17 protein-coding genes are annotated in these 17,044 nt (G+C 45.0%); 6 read left to right on the top strand and 11 right to left on the bottom strand.

The genetic code is table 11. From position 1 onward, the window contains the following. Positions 1 to 104 precede the first annotated feature (104 nt). The 4 genes from PUW25_RS10930 to PUW25_RS10915 all read left to right on the top strand — a co-directional run bounded on the left by PUW25_RS10930 (position 105) and on the right by PUW25_RS10915 (position 2,512). Positions 105 to 941: a TrmB family transcriptional regulator gene (locus PUW25_RS10930; RefSeq protein ID WP_205053222.1), complete on the top strand. Its 837-nt coding sequence runs from the start codon at positions 105 to 107 to the stop codon at positions 939 to 941. Next, complete coding sequence (locus tag PUW25_RS10925) at positions 938 to 1,666, top strand: AzlC family ABC transporter permease (RefSeq protein ID WP_205053223.1); 729 nt, start codon at positions 938 to 940, stop codon at positions 1,664 to 1,666. The genes PUW25_RS10930 and PUW25_RS10925 overlap by 4 nt, the downstream gene beginning before the upstream one ends. Then, entirely contained in the window at positions 1,663 to 1,986 is a 324-nt protein-coding gene (locus tag PUW25_RS10920) for an AzlD domain-containing protein (protein WP_205053224.1), read from the top strand. Before PUW25_RS10925 ends, PUW25_RS10920 begins: the two co-directional genes overlap by 4 nt. Before the next feature lie 124 nt (positions 1,987 to 2,110). Continuing rightward, complete coding sequence (locus PUW25_RS10915; RefSeq protein WP_205053225.1) at positions 2,111 to 2,512, top strand: secondary thiamine-phosphate synthase enzyme YjbQ; 402 nt, start codon at positions 2,111 to 2,113, stop codon at positions 2,510 to 2,512. Positions 2,513 to 2,624: 112 nt separating this feature from the next. Here the strand turns inward: PUW25_RS10915 and PUW25_RS10910 are convergent, their stop codons facing one another. From PUW25_RS10910 to PUW25_RS10885, 6 genes are all read right to left on the bottom strand, one after another. Then, complete coding sequence (locus tag PUW25_RS10910) at positions 2,625 to 3,047, bottom strand: hypothetical protein (RefSeq protein WP_047914010.1); 423 nt, start codon at positions 3,045 to 3,047, stop codon at positions 2,625 to 2,627. 253 nt (positions 3,048 to 3,300) lie between these two features. Further along, positions 3,301 to 3,738 carry a MarR family winged helix-turn-helix transcriptional regulator gene (locus tag PUW25_RS10905; RefSeq protein WP_047914011.1) on the bottom strand — a complete coding sequence of 146 codons (438 nt, stop codon included), beginning with the start codon at positions 3,736 to 3,738 and terminating at the stop codon, positions 3,301 to 3,303. A 126-nt stretch (positions 3,739 to 3,864) separates the two neighbouring features. Continuing rightward, positions 3,865 to 4,896: an NADH:flavin oxidoreductase/NADH oxidase gene (locus PUW25_RS10900; RefSeq protein ID WP_205053226.1), complete on the bottom strand. Its 1,032-nt coding sequence runs from the start codon at positions 4,894 to 4,896 to the stop codon at positions 3,865 to 3,867. 310 nt (positions 4,897 to 5,206) lie between these two features. Continuing rightward, positions 5,207 to 6,889: a glutamine--tRNA ligase/YqeY domain fusion protein gene (locus PUW25_RS10895; protein WP_047914013.1), complete on the bottom strand. Its 1,683-nt coding sequence runs from the start codon at positions 6,887 to 6,889 to the stop codon at positions 5,207 to 5,209. Positions 6,890 to 7,277: 388 nt separating this feature from the next. Next, positions 7,278 to 8,114 carry a class I SAM-dependent methyltransferase gene (locus PUW25_RS10890; RefSeq protein WP_238546500.1) on the bottom strand — a complete coding sequence of 279 codons (837 nt, stop codon included), beginning with the start codon at positions 8,112 to 8,114 and terminating at the stop codon, positions 7,278 to 7,280. A gap of 109 nt (positions 8,115 to 8,223) precedes the next feature. Continuing rightward, on the bottom strand, positions 8,224 to 9,000 hold the full coding sequence (locus tag PUW25_RS10885; protein WP_047914014.1) for a hypothetical protein: 777 nt from the start codon (positions 8,998 to 9,000) through the stop codon (positions 8,224 to 8,226). Positions 9,001 to 9,362: 362 nt separating this feature from the next. On the opposite strand from PUW25_RS10885, the gene PUW25_RS10880 reads away from it, so the two are divergent. Then, entirely contained in the window at positions 9,363 to 10,118 is a 756-nt protein-coding gene (locus tag PUW25_RS10880) for a DeoR/GlpR family DNA-binding transcription regulator (RefSeq protein ID WP_047914015.1), read from the top strand. 56 nt (positions 10,119 to 10,174) lie between these two features. Here the strand turns inward: PUW25_RS10880 and PUW25_RS10875 are convergent, their stop codons facing one another. From PUW25_RS10875 to PUW25_RS10860, 4 genes are all read right to left on the bottom strand, one after another. After that, positions 10,175 to 11,743, bottom strand: coding sequence for a YcdB/YcdC domain-containing protein (locus PUW25_RS10875; RefSeq protein WP_047914016.1), 1,569 nt, complete (start codon positions 11,741 to 11,743; stop codon positions 10,175 to 10,177). A 169-nt stretch (positions 11,744 to 11,912) separates the two neighbouring features. Beyond that, positions 11,913 to 13,103, bottom strand: a complete 1,191-nt coding sequence (locus tag PUW25_RS10870; RefSeq protein ID WP_047914017.1) for an MFS transporter — start codon at positions 13,101 to 13,103, stop codon at positions 11,913 to 11,915. A gap of 35 nt (positions 13,104 to 13,138) precedes the next feature. After that, the gene (locus PUW25_RS10865) at positions 13,139 to 13,585 is read right to left on the bottom strand and encodes a MarR family winged helix-turn-helix transcriptional regulator (RefSeq protein WP_047914018.1); all 447 of its coding nucleotides are present in this window, start codon (positions 13,583 to 13,585) and stop codon (positions 13,139 to 13,141) included. 201 nt (positions 13,586 to 13,786) lie between these two features. After that, positions 13,787 to 15,544 (bottom strand): glycoside hydrolase family 2 protein, encoded by a 1,758-nt coding sequence (locus PUW25_RS10860; RefSeq protein ID WP_420799947.1) that lies wholly within the window; start codon positions 15,542 to 15,544, stop codon positions 13,787 to 13,789. Positions 15,545 to 15,716: 172 nt separating this feature from the next. Here PUW25_RS10860 and PUW25_RS10855 point away from each other — a divergent pair, with 172 nt between their 5' ends. Then, positions 15,717 to 16,619 carry an ArsR/SmtB family transcription factor gene (locus tag PUW25_RS10855; protein ID WP_205053234.1) on the top strand — a complete coding sequence of 301 codons (903 nt, stop codon included), beginning with the start codon at positions 15,717 to 15,719 and terminating at the stop codon, positions 16,617 to 16,619. Between the two features lie 223 nt (positions 16,620 to 16,842). On the opposite strand, the gene PUW25_RS10850 is transcribed toward PUW25_RS10855, so the two are convergent. Then, positions 16,843 to 17,037 (bottom strand): MbtH family protein, encoded by a 195-nt coding sequence (locus PUW25_RS10850; RefSeq protein WP_205053235.1) that lies wholly within the window; start codon positions 17,035 to 17,037, stop codon positions 16,843 to 16,845. Between the last annotated feature and the right edge of the window lie 7 nt (positions 17,038 to 17,044).

Here is a 17,044-nt window from a genome sequence, read left to right as displayed (position 1 = left end):
AGTGCAGCAGAGAAGAATCTGAAAATATATTGACATTACTCCATACCTTACCTATAGTGATTGGTACACTAACTACTATCACATCAAAGGAGACAACTGACCTTATGGACGAAGAAATCTATCGATCCCTTCAAAAATTGGGCTACTCCGCCTATGAATGCAAGGCATATATCGGTCTATTGAAGCATTCACCTATTACAGGCTACGAAATCAGTAAACGTACCGGTGTACCGAGATCAATGATTTATGAAGTGCTTGGAAAGCTGCTGGATAAAGGAGCTGTTCACACGGTACCCAGTGATCCAGTAACCTATGCTCCGCTGCCAGCGAGAGAACTCATCCATCGGACTCGCAGTGAATTTGAGCAATCCTTTCGGTATCTCGAAACGAAGCTCACCGCTCTGGAAGGAGAACGAGAGGTAGATGTCATTCATCGTATTCACAGTGATGCACATGTCATTGCCGAGATGAACTCGATGATCAAGCAGGCTGAAGAAGAACTGTGGTTCTCCATATGGGAGAACGAATTTTCATATATACAGGATGAAGCAATGATCAGGCAAGAGCAGAAGCTCCCTGTTTACGCCATCGTATTTGGTCCCGATCAGATGAAGCTCGGGTTTACAACCCATCACAATTACATGTCTCCTCAGGTGGCAGAAGAACGCATGGGCGGCAGACTAACGATAATTGCCAGAGATAATAAGGAAGTGCTGATCGCTAATTTCTCACCGGGGTCAACCGCGTGGGCTATCAAGACAGAAGATCCTGCTCTCGTCCTGGTTGCCATGGAATACATCCGCCACGATATTATGTTCTCCGAGCTTGTTAAGGAAGTCGGTTCCGATAAGGCAGAAGCATTATGGAGAGGACACAAGGATCTGTATCATGTTGTAACGGGCAAATGGGCAGGGAATCAAACGGAGGGTTTGGAGAAATGAGCATTCAAGCTGGAAGCAATATCCCCATGCCTAAAGATCAGAATTCATTTCTGCAAGGCGTCAAAGATTGTGTTCCCACCCTGCTGGGTTATATGAGTATTGGCTTTGCCTTCGGAATTGTAGGCGTATCATCGGGGCTTAGTATACTCGAGATTGCTCTTATGTCCATTCTTGTCTATGCCGGCTCTGCTCAGTTCATTATTTGTGCACTGCTCGTTGTAAACACGCCGGCTTCAGCCATTATTTTAACTACTTTCATTGTAAATCTAAGACATTTTCTGCTTAGCCTGACGATCGCTCCCTATCTGACGAGATATTCGATCTCCAAAAATATCGGCTTCGGTGCACTCCTTACCGACGAAACGTTCGGGGTAGCAGCAAATCGTATTGCAGAACAGGGCTCTCTATCAGGAAAGTGGATGAATGGACTTAATCTGACGGCTTATTTATGCTGGATTGCAGCGTGTACCCTCGGGGGAATATCAGGACAGTGGATCGCAAATCCGGAAGCTCTAGGACTCGACTTCGCTCTTGTTGCCATGTTTGCCGCTCTGCTCGTCCTTCAGCTCCATAGTACCGAGAGATCCAAGCTGAAGCATCGCCTATCCCTCGTTCTATATATGGTCATCAGCATGATCCTGCTCTCTTATCTCGTACCGTCCCATGTGGCCGTATTACTCTCCACCATCCTTGTAGCAACGATCGGGGTGGTGACTGAGCGATGAATACTAGCATGACGATGATTTGGCTGTTCGTGGGATGTGCACTTGTTACACTGCTTCCGCGGATCATACCTTTCATTTTTGTTCGAAGTGTCCGTATGCCAGATGTTGTACTGAAGTGGCTCTCGTATATTCCAATCTGTATTTTGTCTGCCCTCGTTGTTGAGAGCATGATAACAGAGACTAATGATCAGATTGCAATCGATTGGAGCACCGTCATTGCTCTTGTTCCAACGCTTGTAGTTGCGGTATGGACCAAAAGCTTGTCTGTAACCGTTATTGTCGGTGTTGTAAGCATGGCCGTCCTAAGGTTATTTTTCTAATCGATTCATCCCATGTATATCTATTCTTCGGACGCTTCCGATTGCGTCCTTCAAGGAGCACTTGTTGCGCTCAAACGAGACATGGGTACAATATGAAAGAGAAGATTATGGTTGGAGGGATTAGATGCTGCAAAAATTGACGCTGAAAACATTCAACAGAGATGAAATGCGGGATGTTACGGAGGAAGTGAGAGCTGCTGTGGCGAAGAGTGGCATCACTGACGGGATTGCAATGATTTATAGTCCTCATACTACCGCAGGAATTACCATTAATGAAAATGCTGACCCCGATGTCAAGCACGATGTGCTGCTCCGACTTGATGAAGTATACCCATGGAATCATCCCAAGTACTTGCATGCCGAAGGAAACACGGCTTCTCACTTGAAGGCAATAACGACGGGAACCTCGCAGACGGTCATTATTCAGAATGGCAGACTGGTTCTAGGCCGCTGGCAAGGTATTTACTTCTGTGAATTTGACGGTCCCCGAGATCGGGAATACTATGTGAAGACGATGGAAGGCTGACTTCCAGACACAAAAACCGGCTTAGGAATAGGACATTCCAAGCCGGTTTTTGTTTATTACAGTACATCTAATCCATCTGTTCTGAAAAGCACTGTCCTACTTCTGTTGTTTATTAATCCGAGTACAGTTGCCCATTGAACGTTTCCGGACCTACCCGAATCGTCCCAAGCAAGTTGGCAGCCACAAAGGCAGAATACGTAAGCTGCGGCTCAATTGGCGGGTTAAAATCTGTAGCCGTGAAATTAATAATTTGCGGAGCAAGCAAGCTTAAATCAAAGGTTGATGTGGCTGAATATACGACAGGATCGGTTGATAGAGTTCCTCTGACCACCGTTATTGTAACCCCAGCAAGCGCAAGTGGGAGCTGTAATCCAATGGTTCCACTGAATACCACACGCGGGTTCGTGCCGACACCTGCTGTCTGTAAGCCAATCTGTCCAAACAGCTGGGGCGTGCCGATGACTAGAATCGGTATAGCAATCGAGTTGGATGTGCTCGCATTTTGAGAAGTTCTTGAATCGATGAACTGAGCCATTTCTCACTACCTCCTGACAAGAATCGTTAACATATCCTATGTCAGCAGTTCATCATTCAGTACATTTTCCTAGTAGTCCGGGCACATTTCATTATGTATCAGGAATCTATAACGGCGAGATTGGATCCCCCTTCTTTTAAAGTATGTCCTTTATTTTAATGCTTGGTTTATGTATATATTGCGTTCTGCCGCAAAAAAACAAGCCTGGAAGGCAAACTGCCTTCTAGGCTTGCATCTCGTTACTGCATCATTATTAACGATCCTGCTTAACACGAAGTAAAGATTCGAGCAACCCTTTTAGATCCGTATCCGGTAAAGCCTTGATTAATACTTCATTAAAGGTATGAAACGCTCGGTTCACTTTCTCCTGGCCGATATCTGTAAGTGAAGTGTACACACTTCTCCGGTCTTCCTCACATGCTGATCTTCTCAGGGCACCGCATCCTTTGGCCTCAAATCGTGCCACAAATCTAGACATGGCGCTCTGGCTAAGTCCTACCATCGACTCCAGCTGCTGCAGCTTCAGTCTTTTTTGCGGAGCTTGAGATAAGAAGTACAACATATAAAATTCATTTAATGACAGATCATGTTTAGCCTGCAATGACTGATCAAGCAGACTCTCTATATTCATTTGGATGTGAGTCAGTGATAACCAGCTCGTTATAAGGTCATGCTCTTGATTCATGTCCATAAGTAATTCCCCTCGGCTTCATAAGATGAATCTCTAACAATAATCTTACTACTTATCATCTTATTATAACAAACAACTTCAGATTACAGAAGTTCGATTCATCCTGATAAAAGCCAGAGAGAGAGTTTAGCCTAACCGGAATCCACCTGCGTATTGTCTTGGGACATCTGTTTGTTTACGCAGAGATTCGGCAGCAGTTAAAGGCCAGTACGGATTCTTAAGCATCCCTCTGCCTACAGCAACCAGATCAGCATCCTCATTACCGATCACGGAATTGGCTAATCCCGGCTCATCCAGTCTACCAACAGCAATGACTGGAACATTCAAGCCCTGCTTAATTACTCTGGCAAGCGGCACCTGATAAGCCGTATGAGTGCCTGGTCGTCCATCCGCACCAATAGGACCTTCTCCTCCAGAGCTTACATGGAACATGTCAACGCCTGCTTCTTTGTAGGCCTTGCTGAATTCAAGACTCTCCTTAATGCCATATCCGCCCTTCACATATTCTTTAGCGGAGATCCGCATGATGAGCGGCATATCCTCCGGCATTTCACTCTTCACCGCACGGATAATCTCCACACCGAATTTAGTCAGATCCTGACCATATTCATCCGTTCTTCTGTTCGTGAGCGGGGAATGGAATTGATGGATCAGGTAGCCGTGTGCACCGTGAAGCTCGATAACATCCACACCTGCCTGTACGGCACGGCGAACAGCAAGTCTGAATTTCTCCACCATCCCCTTCACTTCCTCAGTAGAAAGCTCACGCGGGGTCTTGGATTGTTCGTCAAAAGCAATAGGTGAAGGAGCAACCGGCACCTCTGCATCCTCTGCTTTACGACCCGCATGGGCGATCTGAATACCTACCTTTGCTCCGTATTTGTGTGCATCCTCTACAATACGAGCCAATGGCGCTACCTGTTCATCTGACCACAGACCGAGGTCATAGTCACTAATTCTTCCGTCGGGCTCTACATCGGTCATCTCAATGATGATCAGTCCGGTTCCGCCAATAGCTCGACTGACATAGTGTGTGTGATGCCAATCATTCACTACGCCATCTTTTTTGGTAACTGAATATTGACACATCGGAGGCAGGACAATTCTGTTCTTAAGCTCAAGCCCTTTAAGTTTATACTCGCTGAACATATCGATCATTTAACGTATCTCTCCTTTGAATATATAGGATTTAAGTTAGAAGCTTTACCAGCTGAATTCGATGACTATGATGCATGTGCATGCATGTATATTAACGGATTCGAATAGCTGTGTCAATGATAGGCCGTTCAAAATGCTTGAATTATGGCTGGGTATCACTCGAGGCCTCATTACATAGGTTGCTACATCTTCATGCTCATCATACGTGCAGACTACTGATGATCGAGATATTTAAAGTCCCTCTCCGCACAAATGAAGGCCGGGAAGGACTTTATCATGAATCTTATATAACTGAACAGCCAGACCAAGATCACTCCCGATTTTTCTTCCAACCATCCTTCAAAGCAACAATTCGATTAAAAACGATGCCCGCTGATTCAGGAGATTTGGGATCTACACTGAAATAGCCGTGCCGTATAAATTGATACGTCTCATCTTGAGCTGCCGAATTGATCATCGGTTCAATCCATGCATTCATAACTGCCATCGAGTGAGGATTAACCAGCTCTTCCCAATGATTATCAGATTCAGCAATAACCGCGTCCTCTTTAAGCAAATGGTCGAACAATCGGACTTGTGCCTTCTCCGCATGGGATGCAGATACCCAGTGTATGGTCGATTTTACTTTTCTGCCATTATAGCCGGTTCCGCTCTTGGTCTCTGGGTCATACGTACAATGAAGCTCTATCATTTCCCCGGTGTCCATATCCTTTATGACAGACTCACATCGAATATAATATGCTCCTTTTAAACGAACTTCTTGTCCGGGAGATAATCTAAAATATCCTTTCATCGGATGCTCCATAAAATCTTCTCTCTCAATAAACACTTCTCGTGAAAATGGAACCTCCCGCTCACCTAATTGCTCATTCGTTTCATTGTTTTTGATTGGAAGCATCTCTACCTCCCCTTCAGGATAATTCGTGATGACCACTTTCAGGGGATCTAGCACAGCCATGACACTGATCGCTCTGCCCTTCAGATCCTGACGAATAAAATGATCCAGCATAGCCGATTCTACAGTGCTGTTCTGACGAAGCATGCCCACCTCGGTCATAAACCGAAAAATACTCCCCGGAGACACACCTCTTCTGCGATAAGCCATCAGAGTTGGAAGCCTTGGATCATCCCAGCCATCAACGAATCCACCTTCAACCAGCTCTCTCAAATACCGTTTGCTCGTCACTTGACCCGTAAGATTCAATCGTCCGAATTCTCTTTGCTTTGGAGGCTCCGGTATTTCCAGCTCCTCCAGCACCCACTCATACAACGGGCGATGCTCCTTGAACTCTGCCGAGCACAGCGAATGGGTAATCCCTTCGATGGCATCTTGTATCGGATGGGCAAAATCATACGTTGGGTAAATACACCATGCCGTCCCTGTACGGTAATGCGGAGCATGAATGATCCGATATAATACTGGATCTCTAAGTGTGATATTGGGTGAGGACATATCTATCTTCGCACGCAGCACCTTGGCTCCACTCTCAAATTCCCCTTTCCTCATTTGCTCAAACAAATTTTTGTTCTCTTCTACTGAGCGCTCCCGATACGGACTATTCTTGCCGGGCTCTGTAAGTGTGCCCCTGTGTTCTGTTAGTTGTTCTGGATTTAGATCACATACATATGCCTTTCCTTTACTGATCAAAGTAACCGCTGCCTCATAGATTCGCTCAGAATAATCCGAGCCATAATACGCCTTAGGTGAGAGACCAAGCCAGCGGAGATCCTCCTCTATCGCTTGAACATATTTCAGATCTTCCTTGAGCGGGTTCGTATCGTCAAAACGAAGATTAAATACACCGTCAAAATGCTTCGCAATCGACGAATTGACATGAATCGCATATGCGCTTCCAATATGCAGGTACCCATTTGGCTCTGGAGGAAACCGCGTATTGATTGATCTGTTATAGACCCCGTCCTCCACATCTTGCTGAATCAGACTGGTTAAAAAATCACTTGTAGCTTCCTTTTTGTGCTCTGCTTCTTTCATTGTACATTGCCTCCTCCGGATTGAAACCATTTCGTAACTTCATCAACAGGTGAATAAAACAAAAAAATCCCGCCTCCAAGACATCTGTCTTGGGGACGAGATTTGATCAACCGTGCTGCCACCCCTGCTTCATGAATACATCACTGTATCCACCTCTTCAAGTACGGCATAATGCCCTGGCAATATACTTATACTCTAGCTCTATAACAGGAGCTCCTGTCACACCATCGCCTTAAATCCCAGGTTCCGATGCGCTGCTCAGAGGCTTGATTCAACGGCAGACTTCCTGCTCCTTCTCAGCTTCCGGAGCTCTCTGATGAGGAATTCTGTTCATTTACTCTTCTCTTCATCGCGTTTATTCATCCATTAATTTTTATAATAATAGCACTTAGAATGCCGAATGTAAACCAGATCCATACGTATCTAGTTCCTTTTCCTTCTGACATACATAGATTAGTTCCGGTTTGCTGTCCACAGGCGGGTTCTCTTCCCAGTCACCATAGAGCTCAATCACTCGAAATCCGTGTCGGGCGAGCAGCCGCTCCATTTCCATCGGATACGTATATCGCAGCTGGATCGTCGTTCTAAGCTCGTTCTCAATCGTTAGATCATCCTGTTTCGTTTTTCGAACAATAATATAATTCTGTACTTGAGTCAGTGCATCGTAATGACTAGTCGTAAATACATCCACTTGTTTTCCGTCATCCGTTACATAGGTTCTCCAGTACTCTTCCTCAGCAGGCTGCAGCAGCTCTTCCGCACTCGGAAACCGGGTATTGAATAGGAATACACCGCCTGACTTCAAATGAGCAGCTACAGACCGCAGCAGCTTATCCTGTGCTTCGTTCGTCAGAAAATGCTGAAAGGCATTGCCCACCATATAAATCATCGAGCTCTTCATATCCAGTTCCAGCTCTTCACAATTCTGCAGTTCAAACCGGATATCCGTGTGCTCTTCCTCTGCTTTGAGCTTCGCTCTCTCCAGCATCCCTTCGTGTACATCCACACCAATAACGGAATAACCTTTATCAGCGAGAGGAATAGCCGTACGTCCTGTGCCACAGGCCAGATCAATAAGAGTGCCTCCCATTAAAGATGCCCATTTCTCAATCAATGCAAAATCACCATCAAATTCGTCATTTTCCATGTCATACATGATTGGATCACTATACTCTTCCAAATTCGGTGAATGCTTATGAATACTTAAGCCCTTCTTCATGTCCATATTCAGCTTCCTCTTTTTAACCCATTTTTAATATTGGAATGAATTGCAAAATACTGACATTAAGAATAACGTTTTTTGATGGTGATTTCAAATGTACTCCTATCGAGCTCTACAACAACAGCTGAGTCAGCACATGAATGCCCTGGTCCAGCACCAGTTTGGTCTCCGTACGCTGTACATGATCGATTAGCGTAATTGGCATAAGTCCTGTCTCAGTCTCAGCTTCATTTAATGGGTCTGATTCGATTCGGATTGCATATCTCGGTGTGAGCTCATTTAATATCTCGTTCGAGTATATTGTTCTGACTGTAATACCTGCCCCCTCAAGCTCAGCCGCCGCTCTGGATGCAGCAGTACTCGACTCAGGCGCAGCAAGCAGCGAGATCAGCTCAGCCTGCTTCGTACAATTCGTCACTACCTGTTCCACTCTCAACTTCTCTATAGCTTGAAGGTCAATATTTAATTTCACCGCGGAATCCGAAGCTTTTGAAACGTACACAGACCGGGCAAGCAAGCTCTCACCTTGATCGTTAAAGATAGTGTAGATTACTATTTCTTCATCTCTGCTCTGTACCTCTATCTCTGAATCCGTTAGAAGAAGATGGGCGATTCCTGTTTTCTCGAAGGTCATTTCAGCTTCTTCAGCAGAGATTCCAGCTCTACGAAGCCACTCGGTATTCCACTCCAGCTGAACAGGTATACCTAAGTGATCAAACAAATTGAGAGCTGCGACAAGCAGCTGTGCTTCTGCTTCATATCCCGCTTGTTTCGATATAGTGAGTGAGCAGGAGCGCTCCTTGAATCCGAATTTTTCCATTTCCTCATTTATAGTCGTTTGTCGTTCATTTCTTGGATGGGTTAATTCATTCCATTTCATCGATTGCATCTGTTTCACCGTCTCCCTTCATTTGGCAAAAATAAAAAACGCGCCGGACCCCATTGGTCCTGCGCGTTTCATCTATGCCGCAGGGGGGCCGAACGCGAAATGCGTTAGCCCACCTGTGAATAACGTAACAGGTGTGCTAACGCAGATTAAAATGATAATATGGTTGTAAGCGAGATAATTTCATGAATTTCAATCTCCTTCAACAGGACAAATTTAAGTTGTTACTGATTATATATGATGCGGCTGAGGTCTGCAACATATATTTAGAGTCCATTTATGTACTTTCAAGAGCTTATTGTCTTATAATAAATTCTAGTAATAAGTCAGGTACCATGCATAACAGCATGGGGAAAGGAGTCCGCATGCTTGCAGCAGAAAGACGACAATACATTATGGACATTGCACAGAATGATAAACGTGTGCTGGTGTCGGAGCTTAGCCAGAAGTTCAATGTAACAGAAGAAACCATTCGGCGTGATCTGGAGAAGCTGGAGAAGGAAGGAATTTTGACCCGTACATATGGCGGAGCCATCATTAACAAACATACGAATGAAGACCTGCCTTTTGTAACTAGGCAGCGGGCCAATCTGGAGATCAAGCAAGCGATAGCCCGAAAGGCATTAAATTATATACACGACGGCGAGACATTAATGATGGACCCCAGCTCCAGTTCTATGGAGCTCATGAAGCTCCTTAAGCACCGAAGCCATTTAACAATTATAACGAATTCCGCCGTCTCCATGCATGAGCTGGCAAGCACAGGACACCAGATGATATCAACCGGGGGTACCCTGCGAGCATCCTCATTGTCTTTGACAGGCACGGTTGCACAGGATACCGTGCGCAAATATCACGTGGACAAGCTTATCTTGAGCTGTAAAGCTCTCTCGTTGAATAAAGGGATCATGGACTCCAATGAGCCGGAAAGTGAACTTAAGCGAACGATGCTTCAGCAGGCAGCTAAGGTGATTTTGCTCGCAGATCACACCAAATTTGATAAGACTGCCTTTGTTCAATTAGCCAGCTTCTCAAATATTGACATGCTCATCACTGACCAAGAGCCTGCCCCAGAATGGATTCAGCTTCTGCAGGATCAAGAGATTGAGCTTGTATATTAACACGTCAATCCGCCAATGCCTATGAACCATAATTCCGGCACTGGCGGACCTTTTTATTATTCTTTTCTATAAATCCATTCACCTGAGTTCGCATCTATATATACAGTACGTGTATGAAGGACCTCTGCCTCGCTCTTGTACTTCACCACAGGTTCATATACCAGCTTATATTCCTTCTCTCCCGTAGACGCGGTATGTAAGAACCATTTCAGCTGTACATCCAACTTCTGGCTATATCTTTGATACGCTTCCTCTGTCGTAAGCTTCGGTTGGTGCTCCACGGACATTAACTCTGTTATCAAATGTGGACTTATCCCCCGGTAGCTGCTAATTCGTCCGTTTCTTGTATTTACAACGATCATAACTTGCTCGTAAGCTACCTGAATACCGGACATAAATAAAGGGTAGAAGAAGAATTCCTTTTTACTCGGCTCCTCATTCTCCAGGTCGCTATCCATTTCTCTATGCAATAAAGCCCCATGCTCTGGAAAAACATCTGCAAGAAAAAGCTCGGCGATCTCCCTGCAAGCTGACCTGCCAAGCGCCTCCTGCAATGTCTCCGTTTCCCCTTCCTGTTCAAATGCATGAAATGCTAGAAGGCGGCTTGTGTTTTTATCAATGGAGAGCTTGCAAGAATAAATCATCCGGTCGAATATTTTGCCCCATCTATGTTTAAAGTAAGCTTCTGTCTGAAGCGGGTTTGGTTCTTGAGCAGCGTCTTGATCCATTTCTCTATTCTGGTTCCTTAATGCATATAAACAGCGGATCTCTCCTTCTTCATCCTTCATTTCTTCCCGCTCAAAAATGGACAAATCTATCCCTAAACGTTCCTCCCACTTCTTAAGCGCGGAATCTATAGAATCAGACACAGTCTCGCATTGAAGTTTCAGTTCAGTGAAGGATTCATCACCTGCTTGTACCATAGGCTCACTTCTAGGCAATCTATAATGATCTTTATCGAATAGATCCTCACCCGTAACTGCACAGATGATTTGTCGTTCAGGAACTGCGGTGTATACAAGCTTAAATGTGGAGTCTGAGCCTTGGTAATCATATATCGTCGAATAAAAATATTGAATTCTTAGCTCCATGTCAAATGCGCTCAACAGATTCGCTCTAATCATGTCGGGTTCGATCACCTCATGGGGCCAATGAGGGATTGCTGCGGAAATAGACTTATTACCTTCAAATCTAAATCTGAATAAGTCCAAGTCTCTGGTAAAAATAAACTCGCAGCCCGTATGAGGGAGTGGAAGGCCTCCGATCTGCAGTCTATAATCCACCTTCACTTTATCCTCAATATATTTTATTTCGTTAAACATATAACGATCCGGTTCTTGTAAGTACTGCTCCAACATTTCCTGCGCCCTATCCTTTACACTTCTATCAGAAGGTGAGCTGAACGAAGACAGTTCTGCTTGTCTATCTTTTTGTAGTCTTAAAAGTTCCTTGCTGTGGAGATCCAAATCAACCTCAATGGTTTCCTCTACATTGTCAGAATTCTCCCACACAAATACCCGGTACTGTGCATTCTCCTTCGGTATACTATCCTCCATGACCAAAGTGTAATGCGTCGGTGGATCAGCATACTTCTCAGCAAGCCTGCGCAGATGATCGTAGTCCATATTTCATCCCTCCCATATATTAGAAGTCATCTTCCTCTTTCAATATACAGCATAGATGTACTAATATCACATATCACAAAAAACAGACCGTCCCGACATGCATCGGAACGATCTGTTTTTTTGCATAGCTCTGCACCCGTTCTACACCAGGACTCCCATCAACCTCGCCTCAGCCTCTAATTCGTACATCGGTTCTTGCCCGAAGTGCGAGAATAAAGCACAGGAATAAAATAATGCTTGCTGATATATACGGAAAGTTAATATTGATATCAAATAGGAATCCGGCGATCACTGGTCCGAGTACGTTACCCATACTCGTAAATGCCGAGTTAAGTCCAGCAATATAGCCCTGCTGCTCCATTGCCATCTTGGACATCTGGGTACTCAGCGTCGGTCTCAATATATCCATGGATAAAAATACGATAAAAGTAACGACGAGGATGAGCCAGTAGTTGTGCACGAACAGCGTCAAGATAATGAACAGTCCGGCAGCAAACAAACAGACGGCTACCACGTTCTTCTCTCCGAATTTATTTAGAATCCAGCTAAAGATCGTGACCTGCACCACTGCACCAGCTATTGAGCCAAATGTAATAATAATGGCAATATCCCGTGTCGTAAATCCAAACTTCTCATCGACGAACAAGCTGAATACCGTTTCATAATTGGCAAGTCCAAACGAAGCAACGAACACAATAATGAGTGCCAGGAAGTAGGGCTCACGATAAGAATAGCGCAGTTGAGTGAACAGGCTTTGACTCGGGAGCTTCACCACTTCCTCCTCGCTCTCCGTGCTGCGCTTGGATTCTGGCAGAACCAGCAGCGTAATTACCGCTGCCACCACACCTGCTGCGGCTGCTGCATAAAAAGGAACCCGGACGCCATATTCGGCCAGAAATCCACCAATCCCTGGACCGATAATAAATCCGGTTGTTATGGCCGCATTAATATATCCCATTCCCTTGGCCCGCTCTTCACCAGAAGTAACATCCGCCGTGTAGGCCATGACAGCAGGCATAATCAGCGCAGCCCCAATACCTCCCAGGAATCTGGCAAGGAAGAGAAGCAAGGCTGTATTCGACATTCCAAACATAAGCTCGGATATGGCGAAAATGACCATCCCGATGATAATAATTTTTTTACGGCCAAGTGCATCCGACATCCTCCCTGCAAGCGGCGAGAACAAGAACTGAGTCATTGAAAAGGCTGCGACAAGCAGCCCTACAATGCTTCCGCTCATGGATAGCTCCTTCATGAAGGTGGGCATGACCGGAACAACGAGTCCTATTCCTGTGAAAACGATAAATATATTTAGCATCAACAGGAGAATCGCTCCCCTGTTTCTTAACATCAGTGACATGTGTCTTAAGTCCTCCGTCAATATTCGTGTGTAGATTACATCTCTAGTTTGCTCTTCTTAATAATCTTGTTGATTTCTTCCATCGTTTCTGTCATTTGAATCAATTTAGGCAGGTCGATCTTCGAATAATATTTGTCAATCATCACCTGATCAATTTGTGCCAGCTTCGTAATAAACGACTGACCTTGCTCATCAAGCACGATAAAGGACTCTCTTCGGTTATCCGGGTTCACCTGCTTCAGAATCATCTTTTCCTGCTCAAGCTTGGTCAGGACCTGACTGACAGCACTTTTGGTAATGTCAAAAGCTTGTGATATCTCGTTCGCTGTAATTCGCTCGTGCTTGGATATATAGATGAGAATGACCTCCTGCTGAGAAGTCAGATTATAGTCATCTAAATCCTTCACTTCTTTAGTAATCAGTACATTAAACTCATCGAGCACCTGATTCATCCGTGTAACCACCTGGATATAATCATTCATGTATTTAATATCAGCCCCTTTGCAGAGGATTCGGCTAACTTCCTCTTATGATTAAAAATTGACATCACAAGTACAGTTTAGTTCAGTTAACTAAACTGTACTAAACCAATATAGAGACACTTTGGAAACTTGTCAATGAATATTGATGGCATTGTACAATAAACCGGATGATCACGATGGATCATCCGGTTGTCGCACTTACTATGCTTTACCCAGCACGATTGCTTTAATCGTCTCCAGCGGCAGCTTAGGCACCCGATCATAAGTGAGTAGTCCGTTGATCTCTTGCTCCACATCTGTAAGCTGTGTATAACAGAAGCCCTGTACTACACTTGAACGATGCAGCGGATCAATGACAGCCTGAAGGCGGGCCGCATAATCTTCATCATTCTCTGCACCAGAGTATCCCCAGCCCTCCCACTCACTCTTCTTATATGCAATGCCTCCAAATTCACTGACTAGAACCGGCTGCCCTTCATAAGGAAATCCCGTAACTGCCAATTCCCTATTAGAAGGTCTTGAAGCCAGCACATGATCGATTGTCCGGTAACGCTCCTCTAATACCTCTTTACGCCATTCATAGTCATGGATATTAAACAGATCCGTCTTCGTCATTTCCCAGCCGTCATTCGAGACGACCGGCCTCGTCGGATCCAGCGATTTCGTCAAATAGTACATCGCCAGCGCATGATATTGCTGCTGTTTATTGGCCCATATATTCGGGACCCCCCAGCTCTCGTTCAAAGGAACCCAGCCGATGATTGAAGGGTGATTATAGTCTCGTTCAATCGATTCCTGCCACTCCTTCGTAAACCGCTCCACATATTGCTCAGAGAATTCATAAGCATTCGCCGCTTCACTATACACGAGAAGTCCAAGCTTGTCGCACCAGTATAAGTATCTGGGATCTTCCAGCTTCTGATGCTTCCGTGCGCCATTGAAGCCCATAGCTTTCGTTAACTCTACATCCTGTTTGATCGCTGCATCGCTAGGAGGTGTTAGATTTCCATCCGGAAAATAGCCTTGGTCCAGAACCAGTCTTTGAAAATACGGCCTGTTGTTCAGACACAGCTGTCCGTTCTCAATCGAAATCTTCCTCATACCGAAATAGCTCTCCACTTGATCAACTACGCTTCCATCCTGAAGCAGCTCGAAGGTCACGTCGTACAAGTTCGGGTTCTCCGGTGTCCACCATCCGCCAAGTCCGTGATCGTTAAAGTCATGAAGCTGTATGGATCTGGTTTCACTGGCTGCAGTGACAAGGCACTGATCCTCAGCGATCAGCTTGCCTTTGAATTCAATACGAGTCTTGAGGTATTGCCGTGTCTTCGTTTCAGAACGCTCAATAAATGCTTTGATCTCAATCTGTTTCCGATCAATATCCGGGGTCATACGCACTTTTGCGATGTAAGAAGGAGCTACCGGCTCCAGCCATACCGTCTGCCAAATACCGGTGGTACGCGTGTAAAAAATGCTCGCTGAATCCTGCAGCCAATACTGCTTCCCTCGCGGAAGCGTTACATCTGTACTGTAGTCCTGTGCTCGAACGACCACTTCGTTCTTGCCATCTTGGATAAAAGATGTAATATCTGCACTAAACGGTGTATGTCCTCCAGTGTGTGTCATCGCCAAACTTCCGTTAATCCAAACAGAGGCCTCGTAATCCACGGCACCGAAATGCATTATGATGTGCTTCCCTTTATAATGCTCAGGCAGCTGAAATGACCTGCGATACCATACTAGATCATGAAAATCAGATTCGGCTATCCCGCTCAGCTTACTCTGATAAGCAAATGGTACTTGAATCCGCTTGGAGTACTTCTCCTGTCTTTCCCACCACTTCTCCTCATCACCCTTCACCTGATCATCAAATTCAAACTCCCACTCTCCATTAAGATTGAGCCATTCCTTACGTATGAACTGAGGTCTTGGATAATCATTTCTATAACATTCTGACATGGTCTCTGCCTCCATTAGTTAATTTATAAGTTAATTAAAACATCCTAAACGAAACTTTATTCAAGCAAAATTATGCACCCTATGTATGAAAACGTCAACAATAAGTTGATTGATTAACTTCAAAGTTATATAATTTGATCAAAATGATACTGATGCAGAGGGTAAACGACCTATGAATATTCGTGTAAGTTCTGAACATTTCCCCTTTCTTGAAGCTTTCGCTTCGGAAACGCGAGTCAAAATTATCGAGATGCTGAATGAAAAGCCTCGAAACATTAAAGATATGGCCGCTGAGCTGTCGCTATCGTCAGCCATGATCACCAAGCATATTCAGAAGCTGGAAGAGGCCGGAATTGTAGGTACCGAAAGCTTGTCCGGAGCACGTGGAAGGCAGAAGATATGCCGGCTTATCCAGGACTCAGTCACCCTGCAATTCACCTCACCGGTAAGCACAGATCGCAGCGGTTACTCGGTCAGTATTCCTGTAGGTCAATATACTCGCTATCAAGTCAACCCAACCTGCGGACTGGCTTCCGAGAGCGGCCTCATCGGCATGATGGACGATCCGCGTTATTTTGCCGATCCTGACCGTGTAATGGCCAAGCATTTATGGTTTGGCACCGGTTATGTTGAATATTCCATCCCCAACTATTTGGTAGGCGATCAAGCGATCAAGAGCCTTAGTATGACTCTTGAGATCTGTTCGGAAGCCCCTGGGTATAATGAAGACTGGCCCTCGGATATTACATTTTATATTAACGATACCGAGCTAGGCACTTGGACATGTCCTGGAGACTACGGTCATGCGCCTGGTGTATTCACCCCTGGATGGTGGACGCTCGGAACACAACACGGGTTGTTAAAAACAGTGATGCTCCGAGCAGAAGGAACCTTCCTGGATGGGATCCGGCTGTCGGATATAACTGCGAAGCAGCTAAATATTAGAAAAGGAGACGAGATCCGTCTTCGGATCGAGTGCAGGCAGAACTCCGAGCACCCTGGAGGAATCAGCTTGTTCGGATCAGGGTTTGGCAACTACAATCAGGATATTGATATTCATGTCTTATATGAATGACAAAAAAGCAGCAGAGTCTATGATTGTTCATCATATAGCCCTGCTGCTTTTTCGATGTTGCTTATCATTTAAGATGGTTTATATCTTGTTTTACGCCGAAACCTTGTTTTGTCATTAAGTTCTATCACTGTGTCTTTCGTGTTCTCTTTCTGATTGGTCTCTCCACTTAGCTTCTATCTATTATCTTTCTTTTCTTTCTACTATCTCACACTCTTAGCTCCGTTTATCGCAGGCTCTTGGGACGCATATCTGTCCAGTGCACTTCGATATAGTTCTGGCATGCCAGCTTATTATCTGTACCGTACACGATCGTCCAGCCTGGTGGCACATCGATCATTTCCGGCCACATGGAGTACTGCTCCTCATCGTTGATCAGCACAACGAAGCTGCTATTTTCATTGTCAAAAGGATTTGCCATGCTTCTT

This window comes from Paenibacillus urinalis, from assembly GCF_028747985.1.
GTDB lineage: Bacteria > Bacillota > Bacilli > Paenibacillales > Paenibacillaceae > Paenibacillus > Paenibacillus urinalis.
Note: the sequence above shows the minus strand (reverse complement) of the source record. Positions and strands in the feature narration are given on the sequence as shown.

Coding starts and splice junctions, on each gene's coding strand:
- PUW25_RS10890 (WP_238546500.1), bottom strand. CDS start 8,114: ATGGACATGAAGAAGGGCTTAAGTATTCATAAGCATTCACCGAATTTG.
- PUW25_RS10880 (WP_047914015.1), top strand. CDS start 9,363: ATGCTTGCAGCAGAAAGACGACAATACATTATGGACATTGCACAGAAT.
- PUW25_RS10885 (WP_047914014.1), bottom strand. CDS start 9,000: ATGCAATCGATGAAATGGAATGAATTAACCCATCCAAGAAATGAACGA.
- PUW25_RS10850 (WP_205053235.1), bottom strand. CDS start 17,037: ATGGCAAATCCTTTTGACAATGAAAATAGCAGCTTCGTTGTGCTGATC.
- PUW25_RS10915 (WP_205053225.1), top strand. CDS start 2,111: ATGCTGCAAAAATTGACGCTGAAAACATTCAACAGAGATGAAATGCGG.
- PUW25_RS10925 (WP_205053223.1), top strand. CDS start 938: ATGAGCATTCAAGCTGGAAGCAATATCCCCATGCCTAAAGATCAGAAT.
- PUW25_RS10855 (WP_205053234.1), top strand. CDS start 15,717: ATGAATATTCGTGTAAGTTCTGAACATTTCCCCTTTCTTGAAGCTTTC.
- PUW25_RS10865 (WP_047914018.1), bottom strand. CDS start 13,585: ATGAATGATTATATCCAGGTGGTTACACGGATGAATCAGGTGCTCGAT.
- PUW25_RS10875 (WP_047914016.1), bottom strand. CDS start 11,743: ATGGACTACGATCATCTGCGCAGGCTTGCTGAGAAGTATGCTGATCCA.
- PUW25_RS10920 (WP_205053224.1), top strand. CDS start 1,663: ATGAATACTAGCATGACGATGATTTGGCTGTTCGTGGGATGTGCACTT.
- PUW25_RS10930 (WP_205053222.1), top strand. CDS start 105: ATGGACGAAGAAATCTATCGATCCCTTCAAAAATTGGGCTACTCCGCC.
- PUW25_RS10900 (WP_205053226.1), bottom strand. CDS start 4,896: ATGATCGATATGTTCAGCGAGTATAAACTTAAAGGGCTTGAGCTTAAG.
- PUW25_RS10895 (WP_047914013.1), bottom strand. CDS start 6,889: ATGAAAGAAGCAGAGCACAAAAAGGAAGCTACAAGTGATTTTTTAACC.
- PUW25_RS10905 (WP_047914011.1), bottom strand. CDS start 3,738: ATGGACATGAATCAAGAGCATGACCTTATAACGAGCTGGTTATCACTG.
- PUW25_RS10870 (WP_047914017.1), bottom strand. CDS start 13,103: ATGTCACTGATGTTAAGAAACAGGGGAGCGATTCTCCTGTTGATGCTA.
- PUW25_RS10860 (WP_420799947.1), bottom strand. CDS start 15,544: ATGTCAGAATGTTATAGAAATGATTATCCAAGACCTCAGTTCATACGT.
- PUW25_RS10910 (WP_047914010.1), bottom strand. CDS start 3,047: ATGGCTCAGTTCATCGATTCAAGAACTTCTCAAAATGCGAGCACATCC.